The following is a 13,418-nucleotide window of genomic DNA, read 5'->3' as shown; positions in this document are numbered from 1 at the left end:
CAAGGGCTTTCCCCTGCCGTGCAGTGCATTGCGGATCATCTTTTGCCTGAAAACTTTGCAGTCTGCAGGCCGTGACGGGTCAGCCCTCGGATGGCACCAACCGCAGAAGGGGCGTATCCTCGCCATCGGTCAGCACATAAATGAACCCGTCATCCGGTCCGACCGCGACGTCGCGGATGCGGTAGCCTTCGCCGTCCAGCACGCGTTCGGGGTCTGACACGTCTTCGCCGTCGACAGGAAAGACGCCAAGATACTGGTGGAACAGATTACCCACCAGCAGATGTCCTTGCCAGTCGGGGAAGGCGTCACCGTCGTAGAACGTCATGCCGGACGGCGGAAAGTGGTCATCGCGCCCCGGACCCCAGTGATAGACCGGCGCGATGAAGCCGTCGCCTTCCTGATGGGTGTCGGCGAACTGCTCTCCTGTGCGGTAATCGACGCCGTACGCAGCCAGCGGCCAGCCGAAGTTTTCCCCGCGCTGCACGATGTTGACCTCATCGCCACCGGCCTCGCCATGTTCGGCCAGCCAGATCTCGCCAGTATCGGGATGCACGGTCATCGCTTGGATGTTGCGGTGTCCGTAAGACCAGATCGCGGGAGCCGCCCCTTCGGTATCATCGAAGGGGTTGTCATCCGGCACTTCGCCATCCAGCGTCAGGCGGATGACGCTGCCATTCTCGCTCGACAGGTCTTGCGCGATATGGTCGGGGCCGAAGGCCTTAGAGTTACGGTCGCCCGTGCCCATGTAGATGTGATCGTCATGGATCACGATGCGCGATCCGTAATGCGCATCGCTGTCGATGCCGGGGCTGACCTGAAACAGGGTTTCTATATCGGTGACCGTCCCTGCCTCTGCGTCCAGCGTGCCGCGCCCCAGATGGGTCGTCGTGCCGCCGTCGACGGCCCCAGCCCATGTCATGTAAATCAAGTTGCTGTCGGCGAAATCGGGGGCTAGCGCCACATCGAGCAGGCCGCCCTGACCGTCGGTGTTGACATCGGGTGCGCCGTCGAGTTCACGCACCTCGCCGCTGGCTGCATCATAAATCAGGAATGTGCCACCCCGTCCGGTCATCAGAATATCGCCGCCATCGGGCAGAAAGGTCATCGCCCAAGGCCGATCCAGCCCCTCGGCCAGCGTTTCGACGTCATAGGATTGCGCAAGCACAGGTGCGCCTGTCATCAGCGCAATGGCGGCGGTCAGCGTTACTGTGGTTTTCATCATAATACCTTTCGTTTCACTTCATTCTGGGTGCCAACGTCGTCTTGCAGGGCGTGTTCCATCACGAAGATGCCAGCGACGGCGTGATCGACGGGCCCCTTGGGACTTTACTTGGCCCCTTCATTCGTCTCAAAAGTGGGGATGAAGGTTCTTTTGGTCGAAGATAACCACGATGTCGGCGAAGCCGTCGAACGGCGCCTGAGGATGGCGGGCCATGTCGTGACATGGAACCGGACGGGCCACGATGTCGCAGCCCTGCTGGAAGACGACCCTGTCGATGCCGTCATTCTGGACCTGACGCTGCCCGCCGCAGACGGGATCGCGATCCTGCGCCAGATCAGGCGGGGCCAGCGCGACCTGCCGGTGCTCGTCATCACTGCGCGCGCCGAAATCGACGACAAGGTCAGTCTGCTTGATCTGGGGGCGGATGATTATCTGGTCAAACCCTTTGACATGCGCGAGATGGAGGCGCGTTTGCGCGCATTGGTGCGCCGACCTGCCGGTCAGTTCACATCGGTTCTGCAAATGGGCGATCTGAAACTGGACGCTGCCGGCCGGATCGTCACGCTGGCCGGTCAGGTGGTTGACCTCGGGCGTCGCGAATTCGGCTTGCTCGAGGCGCTGATGACACAGGCGGGCCGCGTCGTCACACGCGAAAGGCTGATGTCGCGGCTGTCGCATCTGGACGATGGTGGATCGGAGAACGCGCTGGAACTGCTGGTGTCGCGCCTGCGCCGCAAGATCGCGGGCAGCACGGTCGAAGTCGTGACGATGCGCGGTGTCGGCTATATGGCGCGGGTGGTGCCGGATGCGCAGACCTAGCCCGCCATCCCTGCGCCGTCGCATCCTGATCCTTGCGGCATCAATGCTGCTGGGGGCGGCCGCGTTGCTGGTGACGTTCATCTCGGATTACGCCAATCGCGCCGCCGATCAGGCGCTTGACCGTCTTTTATCCGCCGCCGCCCTGTCGATCGCTGGTGCTGTTCTGGTCGAGGACGGGGCGGTGGTGGTCGAAATGCCCTTTGCCGCCTTTGCGATGGTGTCGGGCGAAGAGCGGGTTTTCTATACCGTGCTTGGTCCGCAAGGCGAACATGTGACAGGCTACCCCGATCTTGCGCCCGATACGCCTTTGGCCACATCGGTCGATCCGGAGTTTTCGGATATCCGCCACAACGGGGAACCCGTGCGCATGGTCCGGTTGGGGCGGCTGATCTCGACCGCGGAAGGCACCGGCTGGGTCACGATCAGAGTCGCTGAAACGCGTGGCGCACGGGCCGCCTTGGCAGGCGAGATCGTCGGGGCCGCGCTGGTGCCGGTCGCTGTGCTGACGCTGCTGGCGCTGGCGCTGGTCTGGATTGTGATCGGGCGGGCCTTTGCGCCGCTCGCGGTGATCGACCGCGCCTTGCGGCAGCGGCGGCCCGACGATCTGTCCTCGCTTGACGTGCCGGTGCCGGTCGAGGTGCAGCGGCTTGTCGGGGGCTTGAACAATTTCATGGGGCGGCTGGAACAATCCACCGCCCGCATGGGGGATCTGGTCGCCGAGGCGGCTCATCAGGTGCGCAACCCGCTGGCGTCATTGCGGGCGCAATCGGAAATGGCGCTGGATGAACCCGACGCCGCAGAATTGCGCACGCGCGTGGCACGGATACACACCTCTGCGGTCCAGGCGAGCCATCTGGTCACCCAGCTTTTGATGGACGCCACGATCTCGCACCGGATGGAAACCGAAGAATTGCGCCCGATTTCGATTGTGGCCCTTGTGGACGAGGTGGTGGGCAGGCTCGACCCTGATCTGCGTCCGCGTGTGGGCACCGATATCTGCGCGGGCACCGATACCGTCGTGGTGACGGGCGACCGTGTCGGTTTGCGCGAAATGCTGCGCAACCTGATCGACAACGCACTGGCCTATTCATCCGGCGGTATCGAGGTGGCGGTTGCCATGCAGGGCGAAGATACGGTCCGGCTGGTCGTCCGTGATCGGGGGCCGGGGATTACCGATGCCGACAAGGACCGCGTGCTGCAACGCTTCGTGCGTGGCACAGGTGCAGGCGGCACGGTCGGGTCCGGGCTTGGTCTTGCGATTGCGCAACGTGTGGTGGCAGGCCATGGCGGGACGCTGACATTGGGCGACCGCGCTGGCGGCGGGCTCGAGGTGGCTGTCGCCTTGCCGGTCGCGGATATGGTACCCGCCGGTCCGCCCCGCGCAAAGCGCGCGGCCGTGGCGGGTGCGGTGGTGCTGGCCTGCGCGTTGTCCGCGCTGGGCGCGCCCGGCCCCCTATCCGCCGAAGCGATCTTCTTTGCCCCCGACGCGCCCGAGACACGGCGCCTTGCGATTGCAGGGACCACCGATACCGCCCTTTTCATGCCCTATATCGCCGCGTTTCAGGCCGCAAATCCCGGCGTTGCCGTCACCTATCAAGAGACCGACAGCCTTGCGCTTTATGACGGGTTTCTGGCCGGTACGCTTGATCCGGCGCCCGATGTGCTGATCTCGTCGGCGTCCGACCTGCAGCTTAAACTGGCGAATGACGGGCATGCGCTGGCCTATCAATCGCCGTGGCTGGCGGCGTTACCCGCTTGGGCGCAATGGCGGGCCGAAGTGATCGGGTTCACCTATGAGCCCGCCGTCATCATCTACAATCCGCGCCTGATGCCGCCCGGCACACAGCCGCGCAACCATCTGGATCTAGCGGTCTTGCTGGAACAAGAGCCCGCCCGCTTTGCGGGACGTGTGGCAACCTATGACATCGCGCGCAGCGGGCTTGGCTATCTGTTGGCGTCGCAGGATCAGCAGATTTCATCGCAGTTCTGGCGGCTTGCGGCGGCCTTCGGGCGGGTGCGGGCAAGGCTGAGCGATTCAAGCCCCGCCATTCTGGACAGTGTCGCCAGCGGAGAGCTGATCCTTGGGTATAATGTGCTGGGGTCCTATGCCTTTGCGCGGCAGGCGGCGGGCGCGCCCATCGGGATCATCGTGCCGGACGATTATGTGCTGGTGCTGACGCGCAGCATCGTGATCCCCCGCACAGCCCAAAACCCCGATCTGGCGCGCGCTTTTGTGGATTTCGCGCTGTCGCCTGCCGGTCAGCGCGTGGGTGCGGGGCCATCTGCGCTGGGCGCGATCATGCCGGACAGCACGGGCACATGGACGCCGGAACGCATCTCGATGATGGGAACGGGCGTGATCCAGCCCATTGCGCTGGCGCCGGTGCTGCTTGTGGCGCTGGACCCGCAGCGGCGCAGCCGGTTTCTGACCACGTGGCAGGAAATCGTCGCACCAGCCCGCCCCTGATGACAGGACGGTGACAGGAACCGCTGCTAGGCTTGGCGGCAGTCGGGCATGGGGAGGTGCCGGGACTGGGGGGAAACGGCAACGGCACGCCTTTGGGCGATGGTTGCGCACCTGTTCCAGACATCTCCTCTCTCTGCTCCGCGCTTGCGCGGTCAACTGCACCTTTGGGAGGAAAACATGAAGAATTTTGGAATCGCAGCCTTTGTGGCCGCATCGGTCATGGCGTCTGCCGCCGTGGCACAAGTATCGGAATTGCGCATCATGGCACCGGCAGGCCCGGGCGGCGGCTGGGACCAGACCGCACGCACGATCCAGTCCACGCTGCAAAGCGAAGGGCTTGTGCCGAACATTCAGGTTGAAAACGTGGCTGGCGCCGGTGGCACTATCGGGCTGCAGCAATTCGTCAACCGCTCGACCGGTGATGCGGGCGCAACCATCGTCGGCGGTTACGTAATGGTTGGCGCGATCATCGCCAACGAAAGCGCCGTAACGCTGAGCGACATCACCCCGCTGGCGCGTCTGACCGGTGAATATGTCGTTGTTGTTGCCGCGGCTGACAGCCCGATCAACAGTGCCGAAGACCTTGCCAATGCGCTGCGTGCCGACATCGGTGGCGTGACATGGGCGGGCGGGTCCGCCGGTGGCGTCGATCACATCGCGGCAGGCAAATTTGCACAAGCCGCAGGTGTGGCGCCAGAGGCGATCAACTACATCCCCTATGCGGGCGGTGGTGAAGCGCTGGCCGCAATCCTTGGCGGTCAGGTCAGTGTTGGTGTGTCGGGCTTCAGCGAATTCTCCAGCCAGATCGAGGCCGGTGCGCTGAAAGTCATCGGCATCACCGCGCCGGAGCGTCAGGCCTATCTGGACGCGCCGACCTTTGTCGAACAGGGCTTTGACGTCGATGTGCAGAACTGGCGCATGATCGCCGCCGCCCCCGGCATCAGCGACGAAGAGCGTGCGGCACTGCTGGACGTGATCGGCACGATGGCGGCCTCTGACACATGGAACGCGGAACTGGAAACCAAGGGCTGGGTGAACACCTATCTCGCCGGTGACGAATTCGCGGCCTATCTGGAAGAACAGATCGCCGCGACGACCGCGATCCTCGCCGATCTTGGAATCACCGAGTAATGTCGGTCGATCCGAAAAACGAAGCAGCCGAAGAGGACCTTCGGCTGCCTTTCGACGACGACGCCGGGCACGGCACGGGCAAACGCGATCTGGCCGGATTGGTGATTGCGGTGGCGCTGTTCGGGCTGGCCATGGTCATCGTCAATGATGCGTCGGGCTATCCGATCCGGCGGTCCTATGCCAAATTCGGGCCGGAAATTGTGCCCTATCTGATCGCCAGCGGCATTTCGATCATGGCCGTGATTACCGCCATCATGGCGTGGCGCGGTGCCTTCGAGGCGCGCGACCCGCTGAACATCGGCGCGCTGTCATGGCTGGTCGGTGGCATCGTCATCGAGATTTTCATGCTTTACGGCGGCACGGGGTTCATCGCGGGGTCCGCGGTTTTGTTCGCCTTTGCCGCGCGCGCCTTTGGTCAGGCGACGCTGCTCTTGAACCTTGCCATCGGTGCTGTGCTGTCGACGCTGCTTTATCTGCTGTTCCGCTACGGGTTGGGGCTGTCGCTGCCGGCCGGTCCGGTCGAGCGGACCATCGATCTTTTGCTGAGGTAAGCTCATGGATACCTTCATTCTGCTGTTCGAGGGTCTTGCGACCGCGACGCAACCGTCGAACCTGATGTTCGCGTTGCTGGGCGTGATGCTGGGGACCGCCGTGGGCGTTATGCCCGGCATCGGGCCTGCGCTGACCGTCGCCTTGTTGCTGCCGGTCAGCCTGTCCTTTGGCGCGACGGGGTCGATGATCATGTTCGCGGGCATCTATTACGGGGGCATGTACGGGGGGGCTATATCGTCGATCCTGCTCAATACCCCGGGGGAAACCGCGTCGATTATGACCGCGCTCGAAGGTAACCGCATGGCCAAACGTGGCCGGGGCGGCAAGGCCTTGGGCGCTGCGGCCTTCGGGTCGTTCTTTGGCGGGATGTTCGCGACGCTGGGTCTGGCGGTTGTCGCGCCCTTCATGGTGATGGTCGCGCTGTCGTTCGGCACGGCAGAATATTTCGCGCTGATGGTCTTGTCCTTCATGACCGTTTCGGCGGCTTTCGGCGGGTCGATGTCGCGCGGGCTGACGGCGCTGTTCATCGGTCTGACCATCGGCATCGTGGGCACCGACAAACTGACGGGTCAGGTGCGCCTTGCCTTCGGCATCCCCGAGATGAGCGACAATATCTCGATCGCCATTGTGGCTGTCGGTCTTTTTGCCATCGGCGAGACGATGTATCTGGCGTCCCAATACGTGAACCACAAGGCCAAGGCACAAGCCGTGTCCGGGTCTGTCTGGCTGAACTGGGCCGATTTCAAGCGCTGCATCCGGCCTTATATCCGTGGCACCGGCCTTGGGTTCCTGTTCGGACCATTGCCCACAGGGGGCGCTGAAATCCCGACCTTCCTGTCCTATACGACCGAAAAGCGTCTGGCGACCGGCGAGGCCCGCCGCGAATTCGACGAAGGTCTGGGTGCCATCGAAGGTGTCGCCGGACCGGAGGCTGCCAACAACGCCTCGGCCGCAGGCACGCTGATCCCGCTTCTGACGCTGGGCCTGCCCACGTCGGCGACGGCGGCGATGATGCTGGCGGGGTTCCAGCAATACGGCCTGCAACCCGGCCCGCTGCTGTTCACCAACAACGCCGAACTGGTCTGGGGTCTGGTGGCAAGTCTGTTCATCGCCAACCTGATGCTCTTGGTGCTGAACGTGCCGTTCATCGGCATCTGGGTGAAACTGCTGATGATCCCGCGTCCGTGGCTTTATGCAGGCATCCTGTGTTTCGCCACTCTGGGGATCGTCGGCGCGCAAGGCTCGCCTTTTGCATTGATCCTGTTGCTGGGCTTCGGTCTGATCGGCTTCGTGATGCGTCGCTTTGGCTATCCTTTGGCCCCCGCGCTGGTGGGTGCGATCCTTGGGCCATTGGCCGAGGAACAGTTGCGGCGCGGTCTGATGATCAATCAGGGCGACTGGATGTTCCTGATCGAATCGCGGATTGCGCTGGCGATCTATGCCATCGCCCTGCTGTCGGTCTTCGGTCCGCGTCTTTGGTCGCTGTTGCGCCGGTCCAGCCGCAAGGCCAGCCCGGCCGCATGACAGGCACCAGCGCGACGATGCTTTTGAAATGCAGCGTCGCGCTGGCAGGCATTGCGCCATCCGAAATCAGTGGTCTAGTGTTCACGGGTAACCGGCATTTGTGCCCGTCAAGTGAAGGATAGCCCATGGCGCGTTTCATCATTTCGTCGCTGGCCGTTATCGGCACTATGGCCTGCGGCAATCCCGCTTATGCGCAACAGGACGTGCCGCAGGATTATTCTGACGGCGTACGCGGCGTCGTGACTTTGCCGCAGGGCGACAAATCCTTTGCGGATGCTGTCGTCGCCTATACCCCCGGTTCCGGCACAATCGTCGACAGCGCGCGCGATCCTCTGGCCTTGCTGGGACCGCCTTCGTTTTCGGGCGATGTCGATGATGGCAGTTTCGTTTCTCTTGGGTGCGACGGGTCGATCGTGGTCCAGTTCACCGACAACGCGCTTGTCGATGTCGCGGGCCCCGACCTTTACGTGTTCGAAGTGGGGCCAAACGTCGAGGGTATGTCCCTTGCCGTGTCCGAAGATGGCACGACCTGGATCGAGATTGGTGACATCGGCGGCGGTCGCGCAGAGGTCGATCTGGCCGGATTGGTGCCGGACGGAGCCAGTTTCCGCTTTGTGCGTCTGACCGACGACGGGGTCGACTGCGGCACCAGATTTGCAGGTGCCGATATCGACGCGGTAGCGGCTATCGGATCGACCTTGCGCTTTGTTCTGGATGGTGCGGTGCTGTTCGAGGTCGATAGCACTGAACTGCGCCCCGAGGCGCAGGAGGCGCTGACCGATCTTGCGCAGGACATTTCTGCGGCGGGCCTGACCCGCTTTCGCGTTGTCGGGCATACCGATTCCACAGGCAGCGACGCCTATAATCTAGACCTGTCCCAAGGGCGTGCGCTTTCGGTCCGGGACTTTCTTGCCACTCTGCCCGCGCTATCGGGCGTGGAGATATCTGCCGAAGGGCGCGGCGAGGCAGAACCCATCGCCGACAATGACACTGCCGAGGGCCGCAGCCTGAACCGCAGGGTCGAGATTATCGGCAACTGACCATCGGTCAGGACCCAGCGTCATAGCCTTTGGGATTGTCCGATTGCCAGGCCCATGTGCTGGCGGTCATCGCATCCAGACCATGCGTGGCCTGCCAGCCCAGCTCCGCCTGCGCGCGCGCGGGATTGGCCTGCATCGCGGCAATGTCGCCTGCACGGCGGGGTGCTTGGACGGTCGGGATCGGCTGGCCGCAGGCGCGTTCAAAGGCGCGGACCATGTCGATCACGCTGTAACTTTGCCCGGTGCCGATGTTGAAAGGCCGCGCGCCGGGGGTGCGGGCGGCATAGTCGATCGCGGCAACATGCGCGCGGGCCAGATCGACGACATGGATGTAATCGCGCAGGCCGGTGCCGTCGGGCGTGTCGTAATCATCGCCGAACACCGTCAGCGCGGGGCGCAGGCCCACGGCCACCTGTGCGATATAGGGCATCAGGTTGTTGGGAATGTCCTTGGGGTCTTCGCCGATCCGGGCAGAGCTATGCGCGCCCACAGGGTTAAAATAACGCAACAGCACGGCGCTGCGGGCTGGATCAGCGGCCGCCCAGTCGGTCAGCACCTGTTCGGCCATCAGTTTCGTGCGTCCGTAAACCGAGGTCGGGCGGGTCGGATGCGCCTCGTCATAGGGCAGGTAATCGGGTTCGCCGTAGACGGTCGCGGAGGAGGAAAAGATGATCCGGCGACACCCTGCGCGGTCCATCGCATGCAGCAGCGCAAGCGTGCCGCCCACGTTGACATCGTAATAGGCCAGCGGCTTCTGCTGGCTTTCGCCCACGGCCTTCAGCCCCGCGAAATGCACGACGGCCTCGGGCGCGAAATCCTGCATCACGCGGTCCAGCGTTGCTGCATCACGCACATCGCCGCGCACATCGCTCATCGTGCCGTTCGACAGGCTGCGCACGCGGGTCAGCACCTCGGGCGTCGCATTGGCGTAATTGTCCAGCACGCAGACCGCGTGGCCCTGCGCCATCAGTTCGATCAGTGTGTGGCTGCCGATATATCCGGCCCCGCCGGTGACAAGTACGCGCATCCTTGGTCTTTCGTCAGGCCGCTAGTCGCGGGCATAGACATCTTCATAGCGGATGATGTCGTCCTCGCCCAGATAGCTACCGGTTTGCACCTCGATCAGGACCATCGGCAGTTTGCCGGGGTTTTCCAGCCGGTGCGTAGATCCCAACGGGATATAGACTGATTCATTCTCGGTCAGCAGCTTGACCGTGCCGTCGCAGGTGACACGCGCGGTGCCCTGCACGACGATCCAGTGTTCGGCGCGGTGGTGATGCGATTGCAGCGACAGCACGCCGCCTGCATGCACGACGATCCGCTTGACCTGAAAACGCTCGCCCATGGCAAGGCTTTCGAACCAGCCCCAGGGGCGGTGATCTTTGGGAAAGCTTTCGGCTTGGCAGGCTCCTTGCGATTTCAACAGCGCCACGGCCTGCTTGACGTCCTGCGTGCGGCTTTTGTGGCTGATCAGCACGGCGTCGGGCATGGCGACGGCGATGATGTCCTGCAGGCCTACGCCGACGATGACCTGCCCGTCGTTTTCCGACCGCAGCAGCGTTCCCGTGCATTCAATCGCATGGGCGGGGCCGGACAGCGCCAGCCCGTCGGTTTCGGTTTCGCGCCAGACCGCCGCCCAGTCGCCAAGGTCGGACCAGCGCCCGCCAAACGGGGCGACGCTCAGGTTGTCGGCATGTTCCATCACCGCGTAATCGATCGAGATCGCGGGCGCGCGGTCCCACGCATCGGGCGCAAGCCGCAGGAACCCCAGATCGTGGCGCGCGTCATCCACCGCCGTCTGCACCGCTTCGACCATGTCGGGCGCATGCAGCGCATAGGCGGCCAGAATGTCCTTGACGGTGAACAGAAACAGTCCCGCGTTCCACAGATAGCGCCCTTCGGCCAGCATTTCCGCGGCGCGGGCGGCATCCGGTTTCTCGACAAAACTGACCAGTGGTGCGACCCGCTCGCCGTCCTGCAAAGGGCCTGCAAGCTCCAGATAACCATAGCCTGTTTCCGGACGTTCGGGTGTGATCCCGAAAGCCACGATCTGCCCGCTTTGCGCCGCCGGCACCGCCGCTGCCACGGTCTGTGCGAACAGGGCAGCATCGGGGATCACATGGTCGGACGGGGCGACCAGCATCAGCGCATCAGGATCGCTTTGCGCCAGATGCAATGCGGCGGCCAGAACGGCTGGGCCTGTATCGCGCCCCGCTGGTTCGATCAGCACGGCCTGCGGCGTGATGCCCACGGCATGCATCTGTTGCACCGCGATGAACCGGAACTGGTCTGCTGTCACGACAACAGGTGCGGCAAAATCATCGCCGCTCAGCCGGGTCAGGCTGGACTGGAACAGGCTGTCCGCGCCCGTCAGCGGTGAAAACTGCTTGGGATAGCTTTTGCGCGACAGTGGCCAAAGCCGCGTGCCCGCGCCGCCACACAAAATGACCGGAGTAATCTTTGACATGACCTGCCTTACATGGACCGCAGAGCCTTGCCTGCCCGTTGGTGTGACAAGAACCAATCGTAAGTTGTGCGCAAGCCGTCTTGCAAGCTGATCTTGGGTGTCCAGCCCAGACGCTGCATCCGCGATGTCTCCAGCAGCTTGCGGGGCGTGCCGTCGGGCTTGGTCATGTCGCAGACGATCTGGCCGGCAAAACCCGTCAGATCCGCGATCATCTGCGCCAGTTCGCGGATGCTGATATCCTCCCCCCAGCCGATGTTAAGGTGGCTGCGCGTTGGGAGAGTTTCCGTGCGATAGGCCGCGGCGTCCAGCCCCATGACAAAGACCGCCGCCGCCGCCAGATCATCGACATGCAGGAATTCACGCCTTGGCGTGCCGCTGCCCCAGATGGTCACGCTTGCAGCTCCGCTTTGGGCTGCTGCATGAAACCGCGCCAGCAGGGCGGGCAGGACATGGGCATGGTCGGGGTGGAAATTGTCGCCCGGTCCATACAGGTTCGTCGGCATGATCGACCGGTAATCCGTGCCATACTGCCGGTTATAGCTTTCGCACAGCTTGATCGCGGCGATCTTGGCCACGGCATAGGGCGCGTTCGTGGGCTCCAGCGGGCCGGTCATCAAGGCATCCTCGGTGATCGGCTGCGTCGCATCGCGCGGATAGATGCAGGATGATCCCAGTTGCAAGAGATGCCGCACGCCTGCGGCATGGGCGGCGTGGATCACGTTGGCGGCGATCATCAGGTTGTCGTGGATGAAATCCGCAGGATAAGTCGCATTCGCCATGATCCCGCCCACGCGGGCCGCAGCGAGGATCACGGCATCGGGGCGCTGGTCCTGCATAAAATCGCGCACCATGCGCTGATCGGTTAGGTCGAGACTGTGCCTGTCCGCCGTAATCAGATCATGCCTGCCTGAGGCTGCCAGATGCCGCAGGATCGCGCTGCCGACCATGCCATTGTGCCCTCCAACGAAGATTCGCATCTAGCCCTGCAGCGCCATCGGCAGGTCAAGCCCGTAGTCGCGCAGCACCGCCTGCCTGCGTGCAGCGCGGTAATCCTCGGCGACCATTTCGGCACACATCTGCCGCGCGGTGATTTGAGGGGTCCAGCCCAGCTGTTTGCGCGCTTTGGACGGATCACCCAGCAGGGTCTCCACCTCTGCGGGGCGGTAATAACGCGGGTCGATCCGCATCACCGTGTCACCGACACGCACCTTGGGCGCCAGATCGCTGCGCACGGCGGTCACGACGGCGGTTTCCGCCCGCCCCTTGCCGGTGAAATCCAGATCAAGGCCCAGTTCGGCCGCCGACCAGCGGATGAAGTCGCGTACCGAATGTTGCACGCCGGTGGCGATGACGTAATCTTCGGGCTTGTCCTGTTGCAGCATCATCCACTGCATGCGGACGTAATCCTTGGCATGGCCCCAGTCGCGCAGCGCGTCGATATTGCCCATGTAAAGGCAGCTTTCCAGCCCGAGTGCGACATTGGTCAGCCCGCGCGTGATCTTGCGGGTGACAAATGTTTCGCCGCGCCTTGGGCTTTCGTGGTTGAACAGGATGCCGTTGGAGGCATGCAGACCATAGGCTTCGCGGTAGTTGACGCAAATCCAATAGGCATAGAGTTTCGCCACACCATAGGGGCTGCGCGGGTGAAATGGCGTCGTTTCCGTCTGGGGCGACTGCGCGACCTGCCCGTAAAGTTCCGAGGTCGAAGCCTGATAGAACCGCGTCTTGCCTTCGAGCCCCAGAAAACGGATCGCTTCCAGCAGACGCAGGGTGCCCATCGCATCCACATCGGCGGTATATTCGGGGGCTTCGAAACTGACCGCGACATGGCTTTGCGCGCCAAGGTTGTAAATCTCGTCCGGCTGCACCTGTGCGATAATCCGCGTCAGGTTGGAGGCGTCGGTCAGATCGCCGTAATGCAGCACAAAACGGGCGTTGTCGGTCTGGGGATCCTGATAGATGTGATCCACGCGGGAGGTGTTGAAACTGGACGCACGGCGCTTGATCCCGTGCACCTCATATCCCTTTTCCAGCAGGAATTCCGCCAGATAGGACCCGTCCTGTCCGGTGACGCCGGTAATCAGCGCGCGTTTCGTCATGGTCCGGTCCAATCGCAAAGCTTTGTTAACCAAGTTCTCGCGCAGCAGGCTTAAGGATTGATTAACGCTCAAACGGTGGCCTAGGGGCGGGTTAGGC

The 13,418-nt window shown here is 63.2% G+C and carries 11 protein-coding genes; 6 read left to right on the top strand and 5 right to left on the bottom strand.

Going from position 1 to position 13,418, the window contains the following annotated elements; all coding sequences use genetic code 11:
* Positions 1 to 79: 79 nt before the first annotated feature.
* A complete protein-coding gene (locus VCK47_RS09105; protein WP_322890778.1) occupies positions 80 to 1,219 on the bottom strand; it encodes a PQQ-dependent sugar dehydrogenase in 1,140 nt (379 codons plus the stop codon).
* A gap of 141 nt (positions 1,220 to 1,360) precedes the next feature.
* Here VCK47_RS09105 and VCK47_RS09100 point away from each other — a divergent pair, with 141 nt between their 5' ends.
* The 6 genes from VCK47_RS09100 to VCK47_RS09075 all read left to right on the top strand — a co-directional run bounded on the left by VCK47_RS09100 (position 1,361) and on the right by VCK47_RS09075 (position 8,755).
* Positions 1,361 to 2,041, top strand: a complete 681-nt coding sequence (locus VCK47_RS09100; protein ID WP_322890777.1) for a response regulator transcription factor — start codon at positions 1,361 to 1,363, stop codon at positions 2,039 to 2,041.
* Positions 2,028 to 4,508, top strand: coding sequence for an extracellular solute-binding protein (locus tag VCK47_RS09095; protein WP_322890776.1), 2,481 nt, complete (start codon positions 2,028 to 2,030; stop codon positions 4,506 to 4,508). Before VCK47_RS09100 ends, VCK47_RS09095 begins: the two co-directional genes overlap by 14 nt.
* 177 nt (positions 4,509 to 4,685) lie before the next feature.
* Positions 4,686 to 5,639: a tripartite tricarboxylate transporter substrate binding protein gene (locus VCK47_RS09090; RefSeq protein ID WP_322890775.1), complete on the top strand. Its 954-nt coding sequence runs from the start codon at positions 4,686 to 4,688 to the stop codon at positions 5,637 to 5,639.
* Positions 5,639 to 6,190 carry a tripartite tricarboxylate transporter TctB family protein gene (locus VCK47_RS09085; protein WP_322890774.1) on the top strand — a complete coding sequence of 184 codons (552 nt, stop codon included), beginning with the start codon at positions 5,639 to 5,641 and terminating at the stop codon, positions 6,188 to 6,190. The genes VCK47_RS09090 and VCK47_RS09085 overlap by 1 nt, the downstream gene beginning before the upstream one ends.
* A gap of 4 nt (positions 6,191 to 6,194) precedes the next feature.
* Positions 6,195 to 7,715, top strand: a complete 1,521-nt coding sequence (locus VCK47_RS09080) for a tripartite tricarboxylate transporter permease (protein ID WP_322890773.1) — start codon at positions 6,195 to 6,197, stop codon at positions 7,713 to 7,715.
* A gap of 125 nt (positions 7,716 to 7,840) precedes the next feature.
* On the top strand, positions 7,841 to 8,755 hold the full coding sequence (locus VCK47_RS09075; RefSeq protein ID WP_322890772.1) for an OmpA family protein: 915 nt from the start codon (positions 7,841 to 7,843) through the stop codon (positions 8,753 to 8,755).
* 7 nt (positions 8,756 to 8,762) lie between these two features.
* On the opposite strand, the gene galE is transcribed toward VCK47_RS09075, so the two are convergent.
* Genes galE through gmd form a run of 4 tightly spaced genes read right to left on the bottom strand, consistent with a single transcriptional unit; the run spans position 8,763 to position 13,321 of the window.
* Positions 8,763 to 9,782 carry a UDP-glucose 4-epimerase GalE gene (gene galE, locus VCK47_RS09070; protein ID WP_322890771.1) on the bottom strand — a complete coding sequence of 340 codons (1,020 nt, stop codon included), beginning with the start codon at positions 9,780 to 9,782 and terminating at the stop codon, positions 8,763 to 8,765.
* A gap of 21 nt (positions 9,783 to 9,803) precedes the next feature.
* Positions 9,804 to 11,222, bottom strand: coding sequence for a mannose-1-phosphate guanylyltransferase/mannose-6-phosphate isomerase (locus VCK47_RS09065; protein WP_322890770.1), 1,419 nt, complete (start codon positions 11,220 to 11,222; stop codon positions 9,804 to 9,806).
* Positions 11,223 to 11,230: 8 nt separating this feature from the next.
* The gene (locus VCK47_RS09060) at positions 11,231 to 12,199 is read right to left on the bottom strand and encodes a GDP-L-fucose synthase (RefSeq protein ID WP_322890769.1); all 969 of its coding nucleotides are present in this window, start codon (positions 12,197 to 12,199) and stop codon (positions 11,231 to 11,233) included.
* Positions 12,200 to 13,321, bottom strand: coding sequence for a GDP-mannose 4,6-dehydratase (gmd, locus tag VCK47_RS09055; protein WP_322890768.1), 1,122 nt, complete (start codon positions 13,319 to 13,321; stop codon positions 12,200 to 12,202).
* Positions 13,322 to 13,418: the final 97 nt, after the last annotated feature.

It is taken from the genome of Yoonia sp. 72 (assembly GCF_034652275.1).
GTDB lineage: Bacteria > Pseudomonadota > Alphaproteobacteria > Rhodobacterales > Rhodobacteraceae > Yoonia.
The sequence above is the reverse complement of the archived record's forward strand: the minus strand, read 5'-3'. Positions and strand labels throughout refer to the sequence as shown.